The sequence below is a fragment of the Gemmobacter sp. genome (assembly GCF_046292685.1).
GTDB lineage: Bacteria > Pseudomonadota > Alphaproteobacteria > Rhodobacterales > Rhodobacteraceae > Wagnerdoeblera.
In genome coordinates this window covers 1-18,462 of record NZ_JBKBQM010000032.1, presented here as the reverse complement: position 1 = coordinate 18,462, position 18,462 = coordinate 1, and the positions used below count along the sequence as shown (strand labels likewise).

The following is an 18,462-nucleotide window of genomic DNA, read 5'->3' as shown; positions in this document are numbered from 1 at the left end:
CCGCGCTGATCCGGGGCATAGGGCGAGGCGGTGCCTCGCCCTATGCTTTTCTGGGCACACGCGTGGCCAGCATCGGCATAAGCCACGGCCCCTTGAACCGCCGCAGGTCCAGCGCTTCGTGGACCCCGCGCGTCAGTTCGCCTTCGACCTTCGTTTCCACCACCGACCGGCTGTAGAATGGCGCATCCAGCATGGCCAGCGTCTGACGCGGTTGAAAGCCCGGGTCGGCGCGGGTTTCGCGTGCCACCAACCAGCGGCTCCGGGCCAGGCGCGCGCGCGGCGGGGGGGTGACGATCTCGTGCCGCCCCTGCGCATCGAAGCGCACGGCGGTTTCCAGATGGCTGCCATCGGCACGCGCGGCATCGTAGAAACACACCGCCCCGTCCTTCAGCGGAAAGCGCCCCCAGGTCCAGTAGCGAAAGTCGCGCTCCAGCGCCGCGGTGCCATGGTTGCTGTCGAAATAGCCGTGCCCTTGCCACCGATGGCCTTGGCTCAGCTCTACTTGCACGCGCGCCACCGGCGCGAACGGGCGCCAGGCATGCGCACCGTCGGGCGAAAGCGGCAGTTCCACATCGGCCAGCGCCGAAGGCGTCAGCACGATGCGCCCCTGCACCTTCGACACCAAGGGCCAGGATGACCACTCGTCCACCTCGATCACCAGCCGGCCGCTGTGCCACAGCATCCGGCTGGGGCCTACGCGAAACTCCGTGGCGGTGCGATGCAGCGCGCCGCGCCCCCGGTCTGTCATGGTGAAGCGCCCGCCCGGGCCATAGGTTACCACGTTCAGGCAGACGTGGTTTTCCGGGTCGCGCCGCCCCGACCAGCGATACCAGGGCGAAAACACCGACCCGATAAAGCCGATCACGCTGAGCGCGCGAGTGCCGCAATCGGACACCGCATCCACATACCACCAGGCATAGCCGTCGGGGCCTACCGCGCCGTCGAACCGTGGTCCCGCAGAACTGCCTGTGCCGCGAACTTGCCCGACAGCGCCGCCATCGGCACGCCCGCCCCCGGATGCGCCCCGCCCCCCGCCAGATACAGGCCCGGCAAGGCCGTCCGGGCCTGTGGACGGCGCAAGGCCGCCATCAGCCCGTGTGGGCTGCGCCCGTAAAGCGCGCCCCGGCTGGCCGGGAACAGGGTCGCGAAATCCCCCGGCATGGTCAGGGCCTGCGGGGTCGGCAGCGGATCGAAGGCCAGCCCGAAGCGGGCCAGGCGGGCAAAGGTCATCCGGGCGCATGCGTCTTTCTCCTCGGGCGTTTCGGGGGCGGCGCCGGGCATCAGGGCCGGGGCATTCAGAATCAGCTGGAACCGCTCGGGGCCTTCGGGCGGGGTGCCGCGGGCCCGGTCCTGGGCATGCAGGTAGATCGTCGGCAGCTGTGGTGCGCGACCCTGTTGCAGGGGCCCGAATTCATCGGCCGCGCGATCGGCAAAGAACAGGTTGTGCAGCGCAAGGTCCGGCCCCGCCACGCGGGCGGCAAAGGTCCAGACCCGGGCCGACAGGCTGCGCGGCTCGGTCGCGCTGGTCGGCACCGCATGGGCGGCAGCGGGGCCCAGCAGGCCGGCGCGCAAGGCGGCCGGGTCGCCGTTGAACACGACCGCCTGTGCTGCCAGCACTTCGCGCGATGCGCCGCCCAGAACCACCCCGCAGACCCGGTTGTTCCGGGTTTCGACCCCGAGCACCCGGGTGCCGTAGCGCACCGTCACCCCCAGCCGTTCGGCCAGAGCCGCCAGCTCTTGCGCCAGGCGGTGCATGCCGCCTTCAACGGCCCAGACCCCCCGCGCCTCTGCCCGCCAGATCAGCGCCAGCACCGCAGGCGACAGGTCGGGTATGCCGCCGACATATGTGGCATAGCGCCCGAACAACTGCCGAAGCCGGGGGTCGGGCAACCGCCACAAGAGATCGGCCCCCAGCGTCGCACCGGGCAGCAGCGCGCGCCACAGGCGCGGATCGCGCGCAGCCGCCGCGGCCAGCGCGGCCACCTGCGGCGTCGCACTTTGCATCATCGGGGCGTCGAACGCCGCCAGCAGCCGCCCGCTGTGGTCATGAAAGGCGCTGAAGGCCGTGGCCGCGCGCGCCCCGAAAGCGGCCTGGATCGCCGCGACATCGCTGTCGCGTTGCCCGGTCAGGTCCAGCCGCGTGCCATCGGCCCAGAAGTGCCGGGCCAGTACGGGTTGCGCGATCAGCCGAAGCCGGCTGTCCAGCCGTTCGCCCGCTACGGCAAACAGCGCGTCGAACACCTCGCGCATGGTCAGGACGGTCGGCCCGGCATCGACCGGCCCCGCAACGCTGTCCAGGCTGCGCATCTTGCCGCCCGGCCCCGCTGCCGCCTCGACCAGGGTGACCCGGCATCCTGCGGCGGCAAGGCGGATGGCCGCCGCAAGGCCGCCGACCCCCGCGCCGATCACCACGACGTCTTGCGACTGCTGAACTGTCATGCCGGATTGACTCGTTGCCTTGCTTGTGTCCACTGTAGTTTACAGTCATGCTGTCTTTTGACAATGACATTCCCGGGCTTCCAGCAGGAGAACGCCGATGTCCGAGCTTCAGTCCCTCGTTTCCGGCCGGATCGAACGGGCGATGCAGGCCACCATCTTGCGCGCACAAGGCCGCAGCTTGCCGGGCCAGCCCGTGCCGCCCGATCGACTCGCCGAGGCGCTGCACTATTCGGTCACACCGGGCGGCGCGCGCATCCGGCCCACGATCCTTCTGTCGGTGGCCATGGCCTGTGGCGACGACGCGCCCGAGCTTTCCGATGCCGCTGCGGCGGCGCTGGAGCTTATTCACTGTGCCAGCCTGGTGCACGACGATCTGCCCGCCTTCGACGATGCGGATATGCGCCGGGGGAAACCCGCGGTTCACAAGGCCTATTCCGAACCCCTGGCGATCCTGGCGGGCGACAGCCTGATCGTGCAGGCCTTTACCACGCTGGCGGCGGCCGGTCGCCAGCATCCGCTCCGGGCGCTGGATCTGGTCGGCGTGCTGGCGGCGCGCACCGGGATGCCGGCCGGGATCTGCGCCGGGCAAGGCTGGGAAAGCGAAGCAGCCATCGACCTGCACGCCTATCACATGGCCAAGACCGGCGCCCTGTTCATTGCGGCCACCCAGATGGGTGCCATCGCCGCGGGACAAGACCCCGAGCCCTGGACCGAACTGGGCGCGCGCATCGGTGCGGCCTTCCAGGTGGCCGACGATCTGCGCGATGCCGTGTGCGACGCGGCTGCCCTGGGCAAGCCGGTGGGGCAGGATGCCGTGCACGGCCGGCCGTCGGCGGTGGCGCAACTGGGTGTGGCCGGGGCGGTCGCGCATTTGCAGGACATTCTTGCCGGCGCCATCGCCTCGATCCCGGCCTGCCCGGGCGAGGCGCAGCTGGCCGGCCTTGTCCGGCTTTACGCGCGCCGGATGGTGCCCGCCGAAGCGTTGCGGGCCTGAGCCGTGGCAGAAACCGCCGCCCCGGGGGCAAACCCCTTGCGCCCGCCGCAGGGCCTTGCGCTGCGCCTGGCCGGTTCGGCGCGGTTCCGGGCCTTCTGTGCCCGTGTGCCGGGGCTGCGCTGGCTGGCGCAACGCGAAGGGGCGGCGCTGTTCGACCTGATGCAGGGGTTCGTGCAAAGCCAGGTGCTTTCGGCGCTGGTGGAGCTGCGGATCCTGCATCGTCTGGCCGAGGCGCCGGCCAGCCTGCCGGCGCTGGCTGCGGGCCTCGACCTGCCCGCCGACCGCCTGCGGGTGCTGCTGCAAGCCGGTGCCGCCATGAAACTGCTGCAGCGACGGTCGGCCGAAACCTATGTCCTCGCGCCGCGGGGTGCCGCGTTTCTTTCGGTGCCCGGGTTGCAGGCGCTGGTTGCGCATCATCGGGTGCTTTATGCCGACCTCGCCGATCCGGCAGCGTTCTTTCGCGGGCAGACCGACCCCGCGCTGGCCCGGTTCTGGCCTTATGTCTTCGGCGCCGGGCAAGCCGCCGATCCCGGCACCGCGGCGAGCTATTCGCGCCTCATGTCCGACAGCCAGTCGGTGGTGGCCGAGGAAACGTTGCGCCATCTGGACCTTTCCCGGTCCGGGCACCTGATGGATGTGGGCGGCGGCACTGGCGCCTTTCTGCGTGCCGTGCGCGCGCGGTGGCCCGATCTGCCGCTGACGCTGTTCGACCTGCCCGCCGTTCTGGCCGCGGCCAATCCGCCGCCCGGCTGCGCCTTGCAGGCCGGCAGCTTCCGCGACGATCCCTTGCCGACCGTTGCCGATACGATCAGCCTGGTGCGGGTTCTCTACGATCATTCCGATGCGACCGTGGCCGCCTTGCTGGGCGCCGTTTTCGCCGCCTTGCCCCCGTGCGGGCGTCTGATCGTGTCTGAACCCATGGGGGGCGGCGCCCGACCGGACCCGCAAACCGATGTGTACTTTTCAGTTTACACTCTTGCGATGCAGACGGGGCGGACCCGGGCACCTGCGGAAATCGCGGCTTTGCTGGCTGGGGCCGGTTTTGCGGATATCAGGCTGGAATCCCGCGATTTTTCCTTTGTCACATGCGTGATGACTGCCCGCAAGCCGCTTCGCGCCTGAAAATCCTCCTTGACGCATTGGGTGTAAGTCTAGATTGACATAGCGTGATGTAAGGATAAGATTACAGACAGCGTAACTCGACTCGGACAGCCGATGCGTTGTCCAGCACAGGAAGTGACCGCCTTGGATACCCGCGCCGTTCTGCTCTCTGCCCCGAAGACCCTGGCGGTGACGCCCGTCACGCTGCTTGCCCCCGGGCCGCGCGATCTGGTGGTGCGGGTCGGGCATTCGGGCATTTCCACCGGGACCGAACGGCTGTTCTGGTCGGGCGAGATGCCGCCCTTTCCCGGCATGGGCTACCCGCTGGTGCCAGGCTACGAATCCGAAGGCGAGGTGATCGAGGCCGGGTCGGAGACGGGTTTTTGTGTTGGCGAACGGGTCTTCGTGCCGGGCGCCAACTGCTTTGGTCCGCAAGGAAACACGCCGGTCTTCGGCCTGTTCGGCGGCGCCTCGGAAATGCTGGTTACCGATGCGGCCCGGGTGACGCGAATCGACGCCGGCATGGGCGCCGAAGGTGCGTTGCTGGCGCTGGCGGCGACGGCGCGGCACGCGCTGGCGGGTTTCAACACCGCGTTGCCGGACCTGATCGTGGGGCATGGCGTGCTGGGCCGGCTGCTGGCGCGCCTGACCCTGGCGGCCGGTGCGCCGCCCCCGACGGTGTGGGAGCTGAACCCCGCGCGGCGCAGCGGCGCAACGGGCTATGACGTGATCGACCCGGCCGATGACAGCCGGCGCGATTACAAGGCGATTTACGATGCCTCCGGCGCGCCGGACCTGCTGAACACGCTGATCGGGCGCATGGCGCGCGGCGGCGAGGTGGTGTTGGCCGGGTTCTACACCAGGCCGCTGTCCTTTGCCTTTCCGCCCGCCTTCATGAAGGAGGCCCGGCTGCGCATTGCCGCGGAATGGACGCCGGACGACCTGATCGCGACCCGGTCGCTGATCGACGCCGGCGCACTTTCGCTGGCCGGGCTGATTACCCACCGCCGCCCAGCCGACGAGGCGCCCGAGGCCTATGCCACCGCCTTTGCCGACCCGGACTGCCTGAAGATGATCGTTGACTGGAAGGCCTGACATGACCCTCGACATTCCCAACCTCAAGGACTTTGACCAACGCCTGCGCGACGAGGCGCATCAGGAACCGACGCTTGAGGTTCCGCAAGGCGAGCCGACGAAAAAGACCCAGATCATCGCGATCTACGGCAAGGGAGGCATCGGCAAGTCGTTCACGCTGGCCAACCTCAGCCACATGATGGCCGAGATGGGCAAGCGCGTGCTGCTGATCGGCTGCGACCCGAAATCGGATACCACAAGCCTGCTGTTCGGCGGCAAGGCCTGCCCCACGATCATCGAAACCTCCACCCGCAAGAAGCTGGCGGGAGAGGAGGTGAAGATCGGCGATGTCTGCTTCAAGCGCGGCGGCGTGTTCGCGATGGAGCTGGGCGGGCCCGAAGTGGGCCGCGGTTGCGGCGGGCGCGGGATCATCCACGGTTTCGAGCTGCTGGAGAAGCTCGGCTTTCACGACTGGGATTTCGACTATGTGCTGCTCGACTTCCTGGGCGATGTGGTCTGCGGCGGCTTCGGCCTGCCGATCGCGCGCGACATGGCGCAGAAGGTGATCCTGGTCGGGTCGAACGACCTGCAGTCGCTCTATGTCGCCAACAACGTCTGTTCGGCGGTGGAATATTTCCGCAAGCTGGGCGGCAATGTGGGTGTGGCTGGGCTGGTCATCAACAAGGATGACGGCTCGGGCGAGGCGGCGGCCTTTGCCAAGGCCGTGAACATCCCGGTTCTGGCCAGCATTCCCGCCGACGATGACCTGCGCAGGAAATCCGCCAACTATCAGATCGTCGGCACCGCGGCGGGCCCCTGGGGCGCACTGTTTGCCGAGCTGGCCGAAAACGTGGCCGGTGCCCCGCCGCTGCGGCCGAAACCCCTGAGCCAGGACGGGCTGCTGGACCTGTTCGATGCCGAAACCACGGGGGCCGATTTCGTGCTGGAGCCGGCCTCGGATGCCGACATGCGCGGCAAGAACGCGGTCGTGAAAGCCTCGCTGGAAGTGGTTTACGACAATGCTTGATCTGGGAGCCCTGGAAACGCTGGACCGTGCGCTGACGGCCCCGTCGCGGGGGGCGCTGCCCCCCGTCGCCTGCGGCGACTCCCCCCGGGATATTTCGGGACAGAAAATGGACAAGGCACGGGCAGCGCTTTGCCCGTTCAGCGGACGGAGTGCTGCATGAGCGGCGACATGTCCCCAGGGCTGGCCGAAGGGCTGGGTTGCGCCTCGGGCGCCGAACAGATGAAGGCGGCGGCGCGCGCCGCAGGCAATGCCGAGTTGCTGGAGCGGTTCGCGGCGGATTATCCGCAAGGCCCGCATGACAAGCCGCAGTCGATGTGCCCGGCCTTTGGCAGCTTGCGCGTGGGGCTGCGGATGCGGCGGGTGGCTTCGGTGTTGTCGGGGTCGGCCTGCTGTGTTTATGGGCTGACCTTCGTGAGCCATTTCTACGGGGCGCGCCGATCGGTCGGCTATGTGCCGTTCAATTCGGAAACGCTGGTCACCGGCAAGCTGTTCGAGGATATCCGCGAGGCGGTCCAGAAGATGGCCGACCCGGCGCAGTATGACGCCATCGTGGTGACGAACCTGTGCGTTCCGACCGCCTCGGGCGTGCCGCTGCGGCTGCTGCCGAAGGAAATCGACGGCGTGCGGATCATCGGGATCGACGTGCCGGGCTTCGGCATTCCGACCCATGCCGAGGCCAAGGACGTGCTGGCCGGCGCCATGCTGGCCTATGCCCGCACCGAGGCCGAGGCGGGCCCTGTGCCTGCCCCCGTGGGTGGCCGGGCCGACCGCCCGACCGTGACCCTGCTTGGCGAGATGTTCCCGGCCGATCCGATGATGATCGGCGCGCTGCTGGCACCCTTGGGCCTGGCCGCCGGGCCGGTGGTGCCTGCGCGGGAATGGCGCGAGATGTATGCCGCGCTCGACTGCGGGGCGGTGGCAGCGATCCACCCGTTCTACACCGCGGCGGTGCGCGAGTTCGAGGCGGCCGGGCGCAAGGTGGTGGGGTCGGCCCCGGTGGGGGTGGATGGCACCGCGGCGTGGCTGGCGGCGATTGGTGACGCCTTCGGCATTGCCGCGGACCGGGTGGCGGCGGCGCAGAACGCCTTCATCCCCGCGATCCGCGGCGCCTTGGCGCAGGTGCCGGTGAAGGGGACCTTCACCGTGTCGGGCTATGAAGGCAGCGAGCTTCTGGTGGCGCGCCTCCTGATCGAAAGCGGGGCGGATGTGCCTTACGTCGGCACTGCCTGCCCGCGCACCCGCTGGTCTGACCCCGACCGCGAATGGCTCGAAGCTCGCGGAGTGGCGGTGAAGTTCCGCGCCTCGCTGGAGGATGATTGCGCGGCGGTCGAGGCGATTCGCCCCGATCTGGCCATCGGCACCACGCCTGTGGTGCAGAAGGCCAAGGAAATGGCCATTCCGGCGCTGTATTTCACCAACCTGATTTCCGCGCGCCCGCTGATGGGCCCGGCGGGGGCCGGCAGCCTTGGTGTCGTGGTGAATGCCGCGATGGGCAACAAGGCCCGGATGGACCGGATGCGCGACTTCTTCGAGGGCGTCGGCCAGGGCGATACCGCAGGCATCTGGGAAGGCGATCCGAACCTGCGCCCCGATTTCCGCGAGGCGCATCAGCGCAAGCTGGAAAAGGCCGCCAAGGCGGCCAAGGCCGAGGAGATGATCTAGATGCCTCCGGCCTTCACCTTGTCGAAATATCCTGCGGGGGTGCGGGGGTGCAAAACCCCCGCTGGCAACGATCGGGCCGGGAGGCGCGCATGCTGATCCAGGATCATGACCGGGCGGGCGGTTACTGGGGTGCGATTTATGCCTTTTGCGCCGTCAAGGGCTTGCAGGTGGTGATCGACGGCCCTGTGGGGTGCGAGAACCTGCCGGTGACTTCGGTGCTGCACTATACCGACGGGCTGCCGCCGCACGAACTGCCCATCGTGGTGACGGGTCTGGGCGAAGAAGAACTGGGCCGTGACGGCACCGAAGGCGCGATGAAGCGGGCGTGGAAGACGCTCGATCCGGCGCTGCCTGCGGTGGTGGTGACAGGCAGCATCGCCGAGATGATCGGTGGCGGCGTGACGCCGATGGGCACCAACATCCAGCGCTTCCTGCCCCGAACCATCGATGAAGACCAGTGGGAAGCCGCCGACCGGGCGATGACCTGGATCTTCACCGAATTCGGCATGACCAAGGGCCGGATGCCGCTGGAGAAGAAGCGTGAACCGGGCGCGAAGCCGCGGGTGAACATCCTCGGGCCGATGTACGGCGTCTTCAACATGGCCAGCGATCTGCACGAGATCCGCCGCCTCGTCGAAGGGATCGGGGCCGAGGTCAACATGGTGATGCCGCTGGGCGCCCATCTGGCCGAGATGCGCAACCTGGTGAATGCCGACGCCAACATCGTGATGTATCGCGAATTCGGCCGGGGTCTCGCGGAGTTGCTGGGCAAGCCCTACCTGCAGGCGCCGATCGGGCTGGAAAGCACCACCGCCTTCCTGCGCACGCTGGGCGAGATGCTGGGGCTGGACCCCGAGCCCTTCATCCAGCGGGAAAAGCATTCCACCCTGAAACCGCTGTGGGATCTGTGGCGGTCGGTAACGCAGGATTTCTTTGCCACGGCAAACTTTGCGGTGGTGGCGAACGAAACCTATGCCCGCGGCTTGCGCAACTATCTGGAAACCGATCTGGGTCTGCCTTGTGCCTTTGCGGTGTCGCGCCAGCGCGGGAAGAAAACCGACAACGACGCCGTGCGCGCGCAGTTGCGCGCCAGCCGCCCGCTGGTGGTGTTCGGGTCCATCAACGAACGCATCTACCTGGCCGAGATGAAGGCTGGGCATGGGCCGGCGCCAAGCTGGATTCCAGCGTCCTTCCCCGGTGCCGCGATCCGGCGGCACACGGGCAGCCCGTTCATGGGCTACTCGGGCGCCGTCTATGTGCTGCAGGAAATCTGCAATGCGCTGTTCGACGCCTTGTTCCACATCCTGCCGCTGGCGTCCGACATGGACAGCGCTGCGGCCACGCCAACCACGTTGCGCCGCGATTTCCCCTGGGAACCCGCCGCTCAGGCCGAGCTCGACCGCATCGTGGCCGAGCATCCGATCATCACCCGCATTTCCGCCGCGCGCACCTTGCGCGATGCGGCCGAGCGCGCGGCCCTGGCCGCAGGCGCCGAGCGGGTGGCACTTGAAACGGTTGCCGCCTTGCGCGGTGGCCCGACTGCCAACCGATAAGGGAGAGGAGACGCACCATGGCCGATTTCAGTGTCAACGAAACGCGCCACAAGGGGCATCATGCGCAGGACCGGCTGGAATACCGGGTCTACTTTGCACTGATCTTCGTGTTCGCGCTGCCTTTCGCGATGCTCGCCTATGCCTGGACGGTGATCCGCCATGCGCGGACGCCCGACCAGGGGCCGGTGGCGCGGGCCTGGGCCGAAGCTCAGCAGGTCGCGCCGATGATTTTCCGCGCCTGACCCGTCAACGGTCAGGGGCGACACGAGATCCGGTTCCGGCCGCAAGGCATGGACTGGAGCAGGGGGGCGAGAGCCCGCCTTGCAACCCGGCCGCAGGGGGTGCGGCGTCAGTCCGACGTTCCGGAGGAAAATATGGCTGACAAGGACCTGTCGTTCACAGGTTTGACCGATGAGCAAGCGCAAGAGCTGCACTCGGTCTACATGAGCGGGCTCTGGCTCTTCGTGGGTATCGCGGTTGTGGCACACATCGCGACCTACATCTGGCGCCCGTGGTTCTGAGAGAGAGGATCAGGAAATGTCGAAATTCTACAAGATTTGGCTGATCTTCGACCCCCGCCGCGTGTTCGTGGCGCAGGGCGTGTTCCTGTTCCTGCTGGCGGCGATGATCCACCTGGTGGTGTTGTCCAACGGCATCAACTGGTTCGCTACCGCCGCGGCCCGTGCGGCTGGCGGCTGATCGGTCCGCACCTGACGCTGGTCGCGGGCGGGGGCCGGTGGAACCTGCCCGCACCAAACCAGGGATGATGAACCGGCCGCGGCAGGCCCCCCGAAGGGGCCTGTCCGCCCCAACGCGGGAGAGGGAAGCATGGCACTGCTCAGCTTCGAACGAAAATATCGCGTGCCAGGCGGCACGCTTATCGGCGGCAACCTGTTCGACTTCTGGGTGGGGCCGTTCTATGTGGGGTTCTTCGGTGTCACGACCATCTTCTTCGCGACGCTGGGCACGCTGCTCATCTTCTACGGCACGGCCATGGAAGGTGTGTGGAACCCCTGGCTGATCTCGATCGATCCGCCGCCGTTGAAATATGGTCTTGGGCCGGCACCGCTGGCCGAGGGCGGAATCTGGCAGATCGTGACGATCTGCGCCATCGGGGCCTTTGTCTCCTGGGCGCTGCGCGAGGTGGAAATCTGCCGCAAGCTGGGCATGGGGCTGCATGTGCCCTTTGCCTTCGGGGTTGCCATCTTTGCCTATGTCACGCTGGTCGTGATCCGGCCGGTGCTGATGGGGGCCTGGGGCTATGCCTTTCCCTATGGCATCTGGACCCACCTCGATTGGGTCAGCAACACGGGCTACACCTACGGCAACTTCCACTACAACCCGGCGCACATGATCGCGGTGAGCTTCTTCTTCACCACGACGCTGGCGCTGGCTCTGCATGGGGCGCTGATCCTGTCCGCTGCCAACCCCAAGGACGGCGAGCGGATGAAGACCCCCGACCACGAGGATACCTTTTTCCGCGATCTGATCGGTTATTCGGTCGGCACGCTGGGGATTCACCGGGTCGGGCTGCTGCTGGCGCTGAACGCCGGTTTCTGGTCGGCGGTCTGCATCGTGATTTCCGGCACCATCTGGTTCGACCAGTGGGTCGCCTGGTGGGACTGGTGGCTGCAACTGCCGTGGTGGGCCGACATTCCGGGAGGCGTAAATGGCTGAGTATCAGAACATCTTCACCCAGGTTCAGGTGCGCGGCGCACCCGAGATGGGCATGGTCGAAGGGGTCGACCTTTCGAACCGCACCAAGGGCGCCAGCTTTTCCAACCTGATGGGCTGGATCGGCAACGCCCAGCTCGGCCCCGTGTATCTGGGGGCCATGGGGGTGCTGTCGCTGATGTCAGGGGCCGTCTGGTTCATGATGGTCGGCGGCTGGTACTGGTATCAGGCAGGGTTCAACCCGGCCGTCTTCCTGCGCGACCTGTTCTGGTTCTCGCTGGAACCGCCGGGGCCGGAATATGGTCTGTCGTTCCCGCCGATGGCAGAAGGCGGCTACTTCCTGATCGCTTCGTTCTTCCTGCTGGTTTCGGTGCTGTCCTGGTGGGTCCGCACCTGGCTGCGGGCCGAGGCACTGGGCATGGGCAAGCATGTTGCCTGGGCCTTCCTGTCGGCGATCTGGCTGTTTCTGGTGTTGGGCCTGTTCCGCCCGCTGTTGATGGGAAGCTGGTCGGAGGCGGTGCCCTACGGCATTTTCAGCCACCTCGACTGGACCAACAACTTCAGCCTGACCTATGGCAACCTGTTCTACAACCCGTTCCATGCGCTCTCCATCGCCTTCCTCTATGGGTCGGCTCTGCTGTTCGCCATGCACGGGGCAACCATCCTGGCCGTTTCCCGCTTTGGCGGCGACCGGGAGCTGGAACAGATCGTCGACCGTGGCACCGCCTCGGAACGCGCGGCGCTGTTCTGGCGCTGGACGATGGGCTTCAACGCGACGATGGAAGGCATCCACCGGTGGGCCTGGTGGTTTGCGGTCCTGTGCACGCTGACGGGCGGGATCGGCATCTTGCTGACCGGCACGGTGGTGGACAACTGGTTCGTCTGGGCCCAGGAGCGCGGCTACGCGCCGAGCTATTGAGCAGGAGGACGACATGTCGGAACTGAAACCCTTCTACATGGACCACAGCCACAAGGCGCAACTGCGCGCCTGGGGTCTTTCGGAGATGATGCGCGGCGGCTTTTATGCGCTGCTGTTCTGCCTGGCGATCGGGGTCTTCTTCCTCGTGCTCTGGGTGATCGGGCTCTTGCTGCCCGAGGCTTCCAAGCAGGCGCCGGGCCCCATGCCCTACAGCCAGATCGAGGCGCCGGTTTCCGGCACACGGCTCGGCTGACGCGGCCTTTGCCGGGGGCGGGCGAACCGGCCCCGGCAACACGACATTCGGGCGTTATCGCCAGCCCGGATGCGGGCGATCCGTTGCCCGGTTCCCTTCCTGTTTGGCAGCAGGCAACTGGTGCCGTGCGTCCAGCGTTCCTTCGCGCACGGCACCCTTTTGCCCTTTCCCGAAAGGTGGCGCGCCATGACCGATACCCCGCTTCTCGACCGTGTTGCCGGACCTGCCGATCTCAAGGCGCTGTCCGATGCCGACCTCGCGCGGCTTGCGCAGGAAGTGCGAGAGGAAACCGTGCGGATCGTGTCGCGCACGGGCGGGCATCTGGGATCCTCGCTGGGTGTGGTGGAACTGACGGTCGCCTTGCACGCGGTGTTCAACACGCCGTTCGACAAGCTGATCTGGGACGTGGGCCATCAATGCTATCCACACAAGATCCTGACCGGGCGCCGCGCTGCGATGGCGGGGCTGCGGCAGAAGGACGGGCCTTCGGGCTTTACCCGCCGCTGCGAAAGCGCGCATGACCCGTTCGGGGCGGCGCATTCCTCCACCTCGATTTCCGCGGCCCTGGGCTTTGCCATCGCGCATGACATGGGCCAGCCCACCGGCGATGCGATCGCCGTGATCGGCGATGGCGCCATCACCGCCGGCATGGCCTACGAGGCGATGAACCACGCCGGCGACCAGGGCCGGCGGTTGTTCGTGATCCTCAACGACAACGACATGTCCATCGCGCCACCCACGGGGGCGATGAGCCGCTATCTGACCCGGTTGCAGACCACAGCACCCGGCGCCGCCTTCCGCGACATGGCGGCGGGGTTCGAACAGCTTTTGCCCGGCCCCTTGCGCGACCATGCCCGCAAGGCGCGCCAGCTTGTTACCGGAATGCCCGGCGGCGGCACGCTGTTCGAGGAACTGGGGTTCACCTACATCGGCCCGATCGATGGCCATTCCATGCCCGAGCTGTTGGCAACGCTGCGCGCCGCCCGCGCCCGCGCCACCGGGCCGGTGCTGATTCATGCGCTGACGGTCAAGGGCAAGGGCTATGCACCGGCCGAACGGTCGGCCGACAAGTATCATGGCGTGGCAAAGTTCGATGTCGCCACCGGCACCCAGGCCAAGGCGAAATCGAACGCGCCGGCCTATACAACCGTTTTCGGCCAGAGCCTGACCGCACTGGCCGCCGAAGACCCCGCAATCGTCGGCATCACTGCCGCAATGCCATCGGGCACCGGGCTGGACATCATGGCAAAGCGGTTTCCGGGCCGGGTGTTCGACGTGGGCATTGCCGAACAGCACGCGGTGACGATGGCGGCCGGCATGGCAGCGGGGGGGCTGAAACCGTTCTGCGCGATCTATTCCACCTTCCTGCAAAGGGGCTACGACCAGATCGTACACGATGTGGCCTTGCAGAAGCTGCCCGTGCGCTTTGCCATCGACCGCGCCGGGCTGGTGGGCCAGGACGGCGCCACCCACTGCGGTGCCTTCGACGTGGCCTATCTGGCGAACCTGCCCGGCTTTACCGTGATGGCAGCGGCGGACGAGGCCGAGCTGGTGCATATGGTCGCCACCGCCGCGGCGCATGACGCGGGCCCCATCGCCTTTCGCTATCCCCGTGGCGAAGGCGTGGGCGTGGACATGCCCGAGCGCGGGCAACCGCTGGAAATCGGCAAGGGCCGGATCCTGCGCGAAGGGGCCGATGTGGCCTTCCTGTCGTTCGGCGCGCATCTGGCCGAAACGCTGGCGGCGGCCGACCTGCTGGCGGCGCAGGGCCTTTCGGCCACCGTTGCCGATGCCCGCTTTGCCAAGCCGCTGGATACCGCGCTGATTGCGCAACTGGCCCATCACCATGCGGCGCTGATTACCGTGGAACAGGGCGCGCAAGGTGGTTTCGGGGCGATGGTGCTGCACCACATGGCCGGCGCCGGCCTGCTGGACCGCGGCCCCGCCGTTCGCACCGTCACGTTGCCCGACCGCTTCATCGACCATGGCACACCAGCCGAAATGTATGCCGAGGCGCGCATGACCGCACGCGACATCGCCGATACCGCCTTGCGTGCGTTGGGGGTTGCCACGTTGGGCCGTCTGCGGGCCTGACCCCCCCTGACCCCCCTTGCCCCTGCGGCGGGCATGAGTCAGCCTGCCGCCATGTTGCGCATCAACGACGCCATCTCGATTGCCGACTGGGAACTGGTCGAAACCTTCACGCGCTCGCAAGGGCCGGGGGGGCAGAACGTCAACAAGGTCGAAACCGCGGTGGAACTGCGGTTCTGGGCCGAACAGTCCCCCCACCTTCCCGCCCCGGTCAAGGCGCGGCTGAAACGGCTGGCCGGGCGGCGCTGGGGCGAGGACGGGTCGATCCTGATCCGGGCCGAGGAAACCCGCAGCCAGGCGCGCAACCGCGAAATGGCGCGCGAGCGGCTGGCCGAGATGATCCGTGCCGCGCTGATCGCGCCCAAGCGCCGCATCGCCACCAAACCCACGCCTGGCAGCCAGCGCCGCCGCGTGGCCGCCAAACTGCAACGCGGTGCCGTCAAGGCCGCCCGCGGCAAGGTCGAGGAGCCTGACGAATGACCGAATCCCTGCTCGAACGCCGCGCGCGGCTGATGGGGCCGAACGTGCCCACCTTTTACCGTCAGCCCCTGCATCTGGTGCGTGGCGAAGGGGTCTGGCTGTGGGATGCGGCGGGCAAGCGGTATCTGGATTGCTACAACAACGTGCCGCATGTCGGGCACTGCCACCCGCATGTGGTGCAGGCGATCTGCGCGCAGGCGGGCGTGCTGAACACCCACACCCGATACCTGCACGAAACCGCGCTGGACCTGATCGACCGGTTGGGTGCCACGATGCACCACGGCACCACGCAGGCGATCCTGACCTGCACCGGGTCCGAGGCCAACGACATCGCCTTGCGCATGGCGCAGGCGGCGACCGGCAAGACCGGCATCATCGCCACCGACAACACCTATCACGGCAACACCGCGCTGGTGTCGCAATTGTCCACCCGCAAGCCGCCCATCGGGGGCTATGCGAAAAACGTGAAACTGGTGCCCGCCCCCGACAGCCTGCGCCCCGTCGGCGGCAGCATCGAAGGGCAGGCGGCAGCCTTTGCCGCCAATGTGGCCCGCGCGGTGGCGGAGCTGGAGGCCGATGGCTTTGGTCTTTCGTGCATGTTGATCTGCCCCTTGTTCGCCAACGAAGGGCTGCCCGACCTGGCGCCCGGCTTCCTCGATCCGACCGTGCAGGTGATCCGCAAGGCCGGCGGGCTGATGATCGCCGATGAGGTGCAGCCGGGCTTCGGCCGCTCGGGCAGCCATTTCTGGGGCCACGACCGGCTGGGCTTTGCGCCCGATGTGGTGACGATGGGCAAGCCGATGGGCAACGGCCACCCGGTGGCGGCGGTGTTCGCCACGCCTGCGGTCATGGCGACCTTCCGCGAGGCGTTCGGGTATTTCAACACCTTCGGCGGCAATCCGGTATCGGCGGCGGCAGCGATGGCGGTGCTGGACGTGATCGAGAACGAAGGCTTGCAGGACAACGCGCGCACCACCGGCGCCTACATGCTGGAACGCCTGCGCGCGCTGCGCCACCCCTGGATCGCGCAGGTCCGTGGGGCCGGGCAATTCTACGGGGTGGAGTTCCTGACCGACGACGGCGCACCGGCCACCGCCTTTGTCGCCGATGTGATCGAGGCGATGGTTGCCCGCGGCGTGATCCTGAACAACATCGGCAAGCACCGCAACACGCTGAAGATGCGCCCGCCCATGCCGTTCAACCGCGAACACGCCGATATCGTCGCCGATACCCTTGCGGTCGTGCTTGCGACAACCCCGGTGCGCGCGTGACCGCCGAGGCGGCCGAGGCCGCAGCCCACTGGGGCGGCGCGCAGACCCTGCGCCTGATCCGCGACCGCGAGAATGCGGTGTTCGAGGCGATGCTGCCCACCGGCCGCGCCGCCTTGCGCCTGCACCGCGTCGGCTACCAGTCCGAAGCGGCGATCCGGTCGGAACTGTGGTGGTGCGCGGCCTTGGCCGATGCTGGCGCCCCGGTGCCGCGGCCGGTGCCGGCACGGGATGGCGAACTGCTGCATCGGCTGTCCAGCGGGCGGTTGGCATCGGTCATCGGCTGGATCGACGGCCCACCGCTGGGCGAGGCCGGCGTGCCGTTGGCTGGCCGGCGGGATGAACTGGTGGCCCGCTTTCGCGCTGTCGGCGATCTTGTGGCGCGGTTTCACGAGGCGACCGATGCGCTGACCTTGCCCGACTGGTTCACCCGCCCGCGCTGGGATGTGCCCGGCCTGACAGGCGAGACGCCATTCTGGGGCCGGTTCTGGGACCACCCGGACCTGACGGCGGACGAACGCGAAACGCTGCTGGACGCGCGGCGCCATATTGCCGCGACGCTGGGCGCCCGCGGCGGGGATTTCGGCCTGATCCATGCCGATGTGCTGCGCGAGAACGTGCTGTTTGCCCCGGACGGCCCCTGCCTGATCGACTTCGACGATGCCGGCTTCGGATACCGGGCCTTCGATCTGGGCACGGTGCTGTCGCAAACGCTGGCCGAGCCGCATTTGCCAGCCCTGGCACAGGCGCTGGTGCAAGGCTATGCCGCGCGCCGTCCGCTGGACCCGTCGCTGATCCCGACGGTGACATTGGCGCGGTGCTGCGCCTCCGTCGGCTGGACGATGCCAAGGCTTGCGCCCGGCGACCCGATCCGCCGACGTCACATCGAACGCGCGGTGCGCTTGGCGCGTGCCGTGCTGGGGCCCGGGGTGGACTGGTGGGGCTGATCGACGCCATCCTGCAGCTGTTCCGACGCCCCGCGGCGTTGCAGGTCGGGATGCTGTGCACCCGGCAAGGGCCCGAAGGCCCCGAGGTGCTGCTGGTCAAGACGCTGGATACCGGGCGCTGGATCATACCGAAGGGCTGGCCGATGAAGGGCCGGTCGCTGCAGGATGCAGCCGCCCGGGAGGCCTGGGAAGAAGCCGGGGCCCGGGGCAGGGTGCTGCCTCAGGAAATCGGGCGCCTTGCCGGGACCAAACGGTTGAAAAGCGGGCTCGAGGTGCCCAGCGAAATCGCCGTTTTCCAGATGCAGGACACCCAGCTGTCGGACATCTACCCCGAAGCCCGCAAGCGCAAGCGCCGGATGCTGCCGGCCCGCCAGGCCGCCGATTTGGCCGATATGCCCGATCTGGCCGACCTGATCCGCCGGATGTTCCCCTGCCCCCGATTTCGCGTTGCCGTAGCGGAGCAAACGCTTTAGCAGGCTGCTGAAGAAGTCAGCCCTCGACCCGGAGTTAGGAACATGATTCACCCTTTGCACGACAACGGTGGGGGTGATGATGCGCGGGACGGACGAGGCGAGCGGGTCGCTGTTCAGCTATGTCGATCTTGAAGAGCGCATCCCCGCCCGGCATCCGCTGCGCAAGATCCGGCAGGTGGTGAACGAGGCGCTGGCCAGTCTCGATGCCGAGTTCGAGGCGCTCTACACCGATTTTGGCCGGCCCTCGATTGCGCCGGAGCGGTTGATCCGGGCGAGCCTGATCCAGATCCTGTTTTCGGTCCGCTCGGAGCGGCAGTTGATGGAACAGATGCAGTATAACCTGATGTTCCGCTGGTTCGTGGGCCTCGGCATCGACGATCCCGTCTGGGTGCCGACGGTGTTCACCAAGAACCGGGACCGGCTGCTGACCACCGAGATGTCGCGCAAGGTCATGGCGGCGATCCTGGCGCATCGCGAGGTGGCGCCGCTGTTGTCGGACAACCACTT

20 protein-coding genes are annotated in these 18,462 nt (G+C 67.7%); 18 read left to right on the top strand and 2 right to left on the bottom strand.

Going from position 1 to position 18,462, the window contains the following annotated elements; all coding sequences use genetic code 11:
• Positions 1–40 precede the first annotated feature (40 nt).
• Complete coding sequence (crtC, locus tag ACK4S2_RS10240; RefSeq protein ID WP_409623749.1) at positions 41–895, bottom strand: carotenoid 1,2-hydratase; 855 nt, start codon at positions 893–895, stop codon at positions 41–43.
• Between the two features lie 35 nt (positions 896–930).
• Positions 931–2,439: a 1-hydroxycarotenoid 3,4-desaturase CrtD gene (gene crtD / locus ACK4S2_RS10235; protein WP_409623708.1), complete on the bottom strand. Its 1,509-nt coding sequence runs from the start codon at positions 2,437–2,439 to the stop codon at positions 931–933.
• Between the two features lie 97 nt (positions 2,440–2,536).
• Between crtD and ACK4S2_RS10230 the strand changes: the two genes are divergently transcribed.
• The 18 genes from ACK4S2_RS10230 to ACK4S2_RS10145 form a co-directional block, all read left to right on the top strand.
• Positions 2,537–3,433 (top strand): polyprenyl synthetase family protein, encoded by an 897-nt coding sequence (locus ACK4S2_RS10230; protein WP_409623706.1) that lies wholly within the window; start codon positions 2,537–2,539, stop codon positions 3,431–3,433.
• Positions 3,434–3,436: 3 nt separating this feature from the next.
• Positions 3,437–4,555 carry a methyltransferase gene (locus tag ACK4S2_RS10225; RefSeq protein WP_409623704.1) on the top strand — a complete coding sequence of 373 codons (1,119 nt, stop codon included), beginning with the start codon at positions 3,437–3,439 and terminating at the stop codon, positions 4,553–4,555.
• Positions 4,556–4,678: 123 nt separating this feature from the next.
• Positions 4,679–5,629 carry a chlorophyll synthesis pathway protein BchC gene (bchC, locus tag ACK4S2_RS10220; protein WP_409623747.1) on the top strand — a complete coding sequence of 317 codons (951 nt, stop codon included), beginning with the start codon at positions 4,679–4,681 and terminating at the stop codon, positions 5,627–5,629.
• 1 nt (position 5,630) lies between these two features.
• Positions 5,631–6,635 (top strand): chlorophyllide a reductase iron protein subunit X, encoded by a 1,005-nt coding sequence (locus ACK4S2_RS10215; RefSeq protein ID WP_409623702.1) that lies wholly within the window; start codon positions 5,631–5,633, stop codon positions 6,633–6,635.
• 156 nt (positions 6,636–6,791) lie between these two features.
• Entirely contained in the window at positions 6,792–8,297 is a 1,506-nt protein-coding gene (gene bchY / locus ACK4S2_RS10210) for a chlorophyllide a reductase subunit Y (RefSeq protein ID WP_409623700.1), read from the top strand.
• Positions 8,298–8,386: 89 nt separating this feature from the next.
• Positions 8,387–9,850 (top strand): chlorophyllide a reductase subunit Z, encoded by a 1,464-nt coding sequence (gene bchZ / locus ACK4S2_RS10205; RefSeq protein WP_409623698.1) that lies wholly within the window; start codon positions 8,387–8,389, stop codon positions 9,848–9,850.
• A gap of 17 nt (positions 9,851–9,867) precedes the next feature.
• Positions 9,868–10,092, top strand: a complete 225-nt coding sequence (pufQ, locus tag ACK4S2_RS10200; RefSeq protein ID WP_409623696.1) for a cytochrome PufQ — start codon at positions 9,868–9,870, stop codon at positions 10,090–10,092.
• Between the two features lie 132 nt (positions 10,093–10,224).
• Positions 10,225–10,371 carry a light-harvesting antenna LH1, beta subunit gene (gene pufB / locus ACK4S2_RS10195; protein ID WP_409623694.1) on the top strand — a complete coding sequence of 49 codons (147 nt, stop codon included), beginning with the start codon at positions 10,225–10,227 and terminating at the stop codon, positions 10,369–10,371.
• A 16-nt stretch (positions 10,372–10,387) separates the two neighbouring features.
• Complete coding sequence (gene pufA, locus ACK4S2_RS10190) at positions 10,388–10,549, top strand: light-harvesting antenna LH1, alpha subunit (protein ID WP_409623692.1); 162 nt, start codon at positions 10,388–10,390, stop codon at positions 10,547–10,549.
• Positions 10,550–10,678: 129 nt separating this feature from the next.
• On the top strand, positions 10,679–11,527 hold the full coding sequence (pufL, locus tag ACK4S2_RS10185) for a photosynthetic reaction center subunit L (RefSeq protein WP_409623690.1): 849 nt from the start codon (positions 10,679–10,681) through the stop codon (positions 11,525–11,527).
• A complete protein-coding gene (pufM, locus tag ACK4S2_RS10180; protein WP_409623688.1) occupies positions 11,520–12,443 on the top strand; it encodes a photosynthetic reaction center subunit M in 924 nt (307 codons plus the stop codon). The genes pufL and pufM overlap by 8 nt, the downstream gene beginning before the upstream one ends.
• Before the next feature lie 13 nt (positions 12,444–12,456).
• Positions 12,457–12,696 (top strand): RC-LH1 core complex protein PufX, encoded by a 240-nt coding sequence (gene pufX, locus ACK4S2_RS10175; protein WP_409623686.1) that lies wholly within the window; start codon positions 12,457–12,459, stop codon positions 12,694–12,696.
• A 186-nt stretch (positions 12,697–12,882) separates the two neighbouring features.
• The gene (gene dxs, locus ACK4S2_RS10170) at positions 12,883–14,790 is read left to right on the top strand and encodes a 1-deoxy-D-xylulose-5-phosphate synthase (protein WP_409623684.1); all 1,908 of its coding nucleotides are present in this window, start codon (positions 12,883–12,885) and stop codon (positions 14,788–14,790) included.
• Between the two features lie 51 nt (positions 14,791–14,841).
• Positions 14,842–15,267 (top strand): alternative ribosome rescue aminoacyl-tRNA hydrolase ArfB, encoded by a 426-nt coding sequence (gene arfB, locus ACK4S2_RS10165; RefSeq protein ID WP_409623745.1) that lies wholly within the window; start codon positions 14,842–14,844, stop codon positions 15,265–15,267.
• A complete protein-coding gene (locus ACK4S2_RS10160; protein ID WP_409623682.1) occupies positions 15,264–16,538 on the top strand; it encodes an aspartate aminotransferase family protein in 1,275 nt (424 codons plus the stop codon). Before arfB ends, ACK4S2_RS10160 begins: the two co-directional genes overlap by 4 nt.
• Complete coding sequence (locus tag ACK4S2_RS10155) at positions 16,535–17,482, top strand: phosphotransferase enzyme family protein (protein WP_409623680.1); 948 nt, start codon at positions 16,535–16,537, stop codon at positions 17,480–17,482. Before ACK4S2_RS10160 ends, ACK4S2_RS10155 begins: the two co-directional genes overlap by 4 nt.
• Positions 17,473–17,955, top strand: a complete 483-nt coding sequence (locus ACK4S2_RS10150; protein WP_409623678.1) for an NUDIX hydrolase — start codon at positions 17,473–17,475, stop codon at positions 17,953–17,955. The genes ACK4S2_RS10155 and ACK4S2_RS10150 overlap by 10 nt, the downstream gene beginning before the upstream one ends.
• A 79-nt stretch (positions 17,956–18,034) precedes the next feature.
• Positions 18,035–18,462, top strand: a 428-nt coding sequence (locus tag ACK4S2_RS10145; protein WP_409623676.1) for a transposase, incomplete at its 3' end; no start/stop codon positions are given.